Consider the following 4,876-nt stretch of genomic DNA (forward strand, 5'->3'; position numbering starts at 1 on the left):
GCCCTCCAGCGCGAGCCGGTAGCGCCCGCCCTGGCCGAACTCGGATGCCGCGATGTCGAGCGCGATGGCGACCTGCTCGCCCGGCACGTAGCCGGCCCGTTCGATGGAGGCCAGCAGCGTGTCGAGCGCGTCCTCGTTGCGCCGGAAGTCGGGCCACCAGCCGCCCTCGTCGGCCACGCCGGCCAGCGCGCCGCGCTGCGCCATCAGCTCGCCGGCCGCGGGATAGACCTCCGCCGTCATCTCCAGCGCCTGCGAGAAGCTGCGCGCGCCGGTGGCGATCACCATGAAGTCCTGGATGTCCACGCGCCGGCCGGCGTGCGCGCCGCCGCCGAACACCTGGATCTGCGGCAGCGGCAATTGCACCTCGCGGCCCTGCGCCAGGTAGCGCCACAAGGGCAGCCGGGCCTGCGCCGCCGCCGCATGCAGCACCGCGAGCGAGGTCGCGATCAGCGCGTTGCCGCCCAGGCGCGACTTGTCCGGCGTGCCGTCCAGCGCGAGCAGCAGCGCGTCGATGCCGGCCTGGTCGGCGGCGTCGCGCCCGAGCAGCGCCGGCGCGATCTCCCGCTCGATGCCGCGCAAGGCCTGCTGCACGTCGCGCCCGCCGAAGGCCGCGCCGCCGTCGCGCAGCTCCACCGCCTCGCGGCTGCCGCGCGAGGCGCCGGCCGGGGCGATGCCGAGGCCCGACGTGCCGTCGGCGTTGAACACCTCCACTTCGACCGTGGGGCGGCCGCGCGAATCCCAGATGCGGCGGGCGAGAACGCTTTGGATGGTCATGCGAAGTCCCGGGCCCAGCGGGCCGCGATGGAGTCGAGCGAATCGGGCGGCTGCCGCAGCAGCGCGAGGGCGGCGTCGCGCACGCGCTGCCGCTGCGGCTCGCCGAGGTATTCCACCGGGGACTTGCCGTCGATGCGCGCCAGCGTGAGCGCGGGCAGCAGCGTGGCGACGCGCTGTTCCAGCGCCGCGGCCGGCTCCCACTGCACCTGCGGCCAGTAGGCGCCCAGCAGGGCGCGCCAGCTGTCCATCAGGGCCGGCGTGTGCTGCGGCAGGTGCGCCGCCTTCAGCAGCAGGTGGTTGAGGCAGAAGGCGAGGTCGAAGGCGGGGTCGCCGAACCAGGCGCATTCGGCATCGAGCAGCACCGGACCCTCGGGGCCGAGCAGGATGTTCTTCGGGCTCACGTCGCCGTGCACCAGCACGCGCCGGGTGCCGGCCGTGCGTTCCACCAGTTGCAGCAGGTGGTCGGCGAGCTGCGGATGCTCGCGCGCGGCGTCGACGAGATAGGGTTCCAGGCGCAGGGCGTGGAAGTCGGCGTCGTTGGCGAACCGGGCCGCCAGTTGCGCATCGTCCGCCGTCGCCGCATGGATGCGGCCCAGCACGGTGCCCGTGGCCCGGGCGGTCGGCACGTCGATGCGGCCCGCGAGCAGTTCGGCCTTCCAGTTGCGGTACTCGGGGCCGAGGAACGCCATGACGAAGCTCTTGCTCGCCGCGTCCTCGCCCAGCACGCGCGGCACGTGGCCCGGCACGATCGCACCTACCGTGCGCAGGTAGCCGATCTCGGCGAACACGCGCTCCACCGGCACCTTCCAGTCCTTCGCCACCTTCAGCCGGGGCAGGGCCTGCTTGACGCAGTAGCGGCCCGATCGCAGGTCCACGCGGTAGATCCCGGAGGAGACGCCGCCCGTGAGCGGCACGGCCTCGACCGCCTCGTGCGCGCCGGCGAGGCCGAGCGCGAGGAAGATGCGCCGCATCGCCGCGGGGTCCTGCGAGAGATCGACGTAGGCCATGCAGCGGCGATTCTAGAATGCGTGTCCCACCGCCTCCCGGACCGAGAGAGACCATGGCTTCCACCGCTCCCCTGAACGTCGCCGTGATGGGCGCCGGCGCCGTCGGCTGCTACTTCGGCGGCATGCTGGCCCGCGCCGGCCACCACGTCACGCTGATCGCGCGGCCGCAGCACGTGCAGGCGATCGAGCGGCAAGGCCTGCGCATGGAGACCAGGAGCTTCGACGAGCGCGTGCGGCTGGCCGCGACGACCGACGTCGCCGGCGCGCGGGGTGCGGACGTGATCCTCTTCAGCGTCAAGTCGCCCGACACCGAGGCGGCGGGGCACGCGCTGAAGCCCTTCCTGCAGGCCGACACGCTGGTGCTGTGCCTGCAGAACGGCGTCGACAACGCCGACCGCCTGCGCACGGTGCTGCCGGAGCACGAAGTCGCCGCCGCGGTGGTCTACGTCGCCACCGAGATGGCCGGCCCGGGGCACCTGAAGCACCATGGCCGCGGCGAGCTGGTGATCGAGCCGGCGCGCGCCAGCGAGCGGGTGGCGCAGGCGCTGGCGGCCGCCGGCGTGCCGACCGAGATCTCGCCCAACGTGCGCGGCGCGCTGTGGCTCAAGCTGATCCTCAACTGCGCCTACAACGCCATCTCCGCCATCGCGCAGCGCCCTTACGGGGAGAACGTGGCGAGCGTGGGCATCTGGGACGTGATGCGCGACGTGGTGGACGAATGCATGGCGGTGGCCCGGGCCGACGGCGTGCAGCTGCCGGCCGACCCGCACCTCGCCGCGCGCAAGCTGGTGGAGACCATGCCGGCCCAGTATTCCTCCACCGCGCAGGACCTCGCGCGCCGCAAGCCGACCGAGATCGACTACCTCAACGGCTACGTGGTGCGGCGTGGCGAGGCGCTGGGCGTGCCGACGCCGGCCAACCGCGTGCTGTGGGCGCTGGTGAAGCTGATCGAGAGCAAGCCGTAAGGGCGCACCCAAGCTTCACTGCCTGGGCTTGACGCTCGCGGTGGTGTGGAGCGGGTCCTGCTGCGGCTTCAGCACCGCCAGCAGGTCCGAGGTGGTGCGCAGGATGAGATTCGCGCCCGCTTCCTTCAGCTCGCGCTCGGTGCCGAAGCCGCACAGCACGCCGACCGTCTGCGCGCCGGCCAGCCGCCCGCAGCGGACGTCGATGGTGGTGTCCCCGATCATGACGCAGGCCTTGGGATCCACCTCCATGATCTTCGCGGCGTAGAGCAGCGGCTCGGGATGCGGCTTCATGCGCCGCGTGGTCTGGGAGCCGACCACCACCCGGAACAGTTGCCGCACGCCGTAGTGCTCGAGGAAGCGCTCGACCCGCGGCGCGCCGCCCGTCGTGATGGTGCACATGGGATAGTGCGCGGCCAGCGCATGCAGCATTTCCTGCACGCCCGCCACCATGTCGTGCGGCACTTCGTCGATCGCTTCCGGGTTGCGCGTGTGCGCCGGGTCGCCCTGGCGGGCCTTCAAGGCCTTCGCGCGGTCGCGCAGCCGCTGCGCCGGCACGTCCAGCCCCAAGCGGTCGAGCCAGGCGTAGGCGCCGTGCACCGGCGTCTCCAGGCCCATCACGACCTGGCGGGCGAGCTTCTCGCTGCGCCGGCCGCTGACCGCGGGCACCTTGGCCAGCAGGGCCGCGAGTTGCGCCACCAGGTGGTCGTCGGTGTCGGCCAGCGTGCCGTCGATGTCGAAGCACAGGGCCTGGATGCGGCGGAGGTCGAGGGCCATGGGGGTTCGGGGCTGCGCTTGCGAGTATGGAAGAACGCCGGTCCCGCGGGGTGTCCCGCATTGACCGCCGGGGCGGCCGGCGCGCAGACTGCAGGGCAGAGGAGATTCCCCATGAACGCGTTCGCCCGTTGGGCGCCCCTGCTGCTGGCCGCCGTTGCGGCCGGGGCCTTGGCGCAGGCCCAGCCCGCCCCCCAGGAACTGCCGAAGGATCTGCATGGCCGCTGGAGCGCCGTCGCGGGCGGCCAGGCCAGCACCCATCCCTTCGATCTCGAGAACATCCAGCGCAAGGACGCGGGCAGCTTCGCAGCGCGGCTGTCGTGGACGGGCGCGGATCCCAAGTGCACGATCCGCTACCAGCCGATCACCGGAACCCTCACGCCTTCCGGCCTGGGCTTCGAGGCGAAGACACCGTGCGAGGAGGGCCTGAAGGCGCAGCTTTCCCGCGGCGCGGGCGGCTGGCTGGGCATGGCCACCGTCACGGCGAAGTCGGCCACGGTGGTGGAGCTCACGGCCAAGTAGGCCGGCGCGTCAGAGCTCGGTCGACTTGCGGCTGGAGCCCTTGGCCTTGTCGACGGGGTACTTGAGCGCGTTCTTGCGCAGCTTGGCCTCGAGGGCGGCGGAGAGGTCGATGCCCAGCTCGCTGGCCATCAGCAGCGTGTAGCACAGCACGTCGGCCAGTTCGTCGGCCAGGTCGCCCTGACGCTCCTGCGCCGTGCGCGCCACGCCGGCGGGGTCCTGCCACTGGAAGATCTCCAGCAGCTCGCCGGCTTCGAGCAGCAGCGACAGCGCCACGTCCTTGGGATTGTGGAACTGCTTCCAGTCGCGCTCGTCGCGGAAGCGCAGCACTTCGGCCGTGAGTCGCTGCAGCTCGTTCATCGCTGCGGCATGAATTCGACCGGGCGTGCGGCGCCGCCGGTGAAGACCTGCGGCAGCACCGGCGCGGTGGAGGCCACCAGCCGGCCGCGCTTCCATACGTGCAGCCGCGGCGCGCGCAGCCGGATCGCCTCCACCGGGTCGCGCGCCTGCAGCAGCACGAAGCTGGCGTCGCAGCCCGGCGCCAGGCCGTAGCCCGGCAGGTGCATGATCTTCGCGGCGTTGACGGTGACGGCGTCGAAGCACGCGCGGATGCCCGCGACGCCGGTCATCTGCGCCACGTGCAGGCCCATGTGCGCCACTTCCAGCATGTCGGCCGAGCCCAGGCCGTACCAGGGATCCATCACGCAGTCGTGGCCGAAGGCGACGGTCACTCCGGCGGCCATCAGCTCCGGCACGCGGGTCATGCCGCGCCGCTTCGGATAGGTGTCGTGCCGGCCCTGCAGGGTGATGTTGATCAGCGGGTTGGCCACCACGCTCAGC

At 72.4% G+C, this 4,876-nt stretch carries 6 protein-coding genes and 1 pseudogene; 2 read left to right on the top strand and 5 right to left on the bottom strand.

Going from position 1 to position 4,876, the window contains the following annotated elements; translation table 11 throughout:
- Positions 1-774: pseudogene (locus tag VFM98_RS24120) on the bottom strand (phosphopyruvate hydratase); the annotation flags it as partial.
- Positions 771-1,781: a phosphotransferase gene (locus VFM98_RS24125; RefSeq protein WP_325112436.1), complete on the bottom strand. Its 1,011-nt coding sequence runs from the start codon at positions 1,779-1,781 to the stop codon at positions 771-773. The gene VFM98_RS24125 and the pseudogene VFM98_RS24120, both read right to left, overlap by 4 nt.
- A gap of 71 nt (positions 1,782-1,852) precedes the next feature.
- Between VFM98_RS24125 and VFM98_RS24130 the strand changes: the two genes are divergently transcribed.
- Positions 1,853-2,746 (top strand): 2-dehydropantoate 2-reductase, encoded by an 894-nt coding sequence (locus VFM98_RS24130; RefSeq protein WP_325112441.1) that lies wholly within the window; start codon positions 1,853-1,855, stop codon positions 2,744-2,746.
- Between the two features lie 15 nt (positions 2,747-2,761).
- Here VFM98_RS24130 and VFM98_RS24135 read toward each other — a convergent pair whose 3' ends face one another.
- Positions 2,762-3,520 carry an HAD family hydrolase gene (locus tag VFM98_RS24135; protein WP_325112437.1) on the bottom strand — a complete coding sequence of 253 codons (759 nt, stop codon included), beginning with the start codon at positions 3,518-3,520 and terminating at the stop codon, positions 2,762-2,764.
- Between the two features lie 111 nt (positions 3,521-3,631).
- Here VFM98_RS24135 and VFM98_RS24140 point away from each other — a divergent pair, with 111 nt between their 5' ends.
- Positions 3,632-4,039, top strand: a complete 408-nt coding sequence (locus tag VFM98_RS24140) for a hypothetical protein (RefSeq protein WP_325112438.1) — start codon at positions 3,632-3,634, stop codon at positions 4,037-4,039.
- 9 nt (positions 4,040-4,048) lie between these two features.
- Here the strand turns inward: VFM98_RS24140 and VFM98_RS24145 are convergent, their stop codons facing one another.
- Together VFM98_RS24145 and VFM98_RS24150 are read right to left on the bottom strand one after the other, a co-directional pair.
- Entirely contained in the window at positions 4,049-4,396 is a 348-nt protein-coding gene (locus VFM98_RS24145) for a MazG-like family protein (protein WP_325112439.1), read from the bottom strand.
- Positions 4,393-4,876 (bottom strand): amidohydrolase family protein (locus VFM98_RS24150; RefSeq protein WP_325112440.1); only part of this gene is annotated, 484 nt, incomplete at its 5' end. The genes VFM98_RS24150 and VFM98_RS24145, both read right to left, overlap by 4 nt.

The organism is Ramlibacter sp. (genome assembly GCF_035706265.1).
Taxonomy (GTDB): Bacteria; Pseudomonadota; Gammaproteobacteria; order Burkholderiales; family Burkholderiaceae_C; genus Ramlibacter.

What these genes read in the sequence shown, in the direction of transcription:
- VFM98_RS24125 (WP_325112436.1), bottom strand. Translation starts at nt 1,781, where the DNA reads ATGGCCTACGTCGATCTCTCGCAGGACCCCGCGGCGATGCGGCGCATC.
- VFM98_RS24135 (WP_325112437.1), bottom strand. Translation starts at nt 3,520, where the DNA reads ATGGCCCTCGACCTCCGCCGCATCCAGGCCCTGTGCTTCGACATCGAC.
- VFM98_RS24140 (WP_325112438.1), top strand. Translation starts at nt 3,632, where the DNA reads ATGAACGCGTTCGCCCGTTGGGCGCCCCTGCTGCTGGCCGCCGTTGCG.
- VFM98_RS24145 (WP_325112439.1), bottom strand. Translation starts at nt 4,396, where the DNA reads ATGAACGAGCTGCAGCGACTCACGGCCGAAGTGCTGCGCTTCCGCGAC.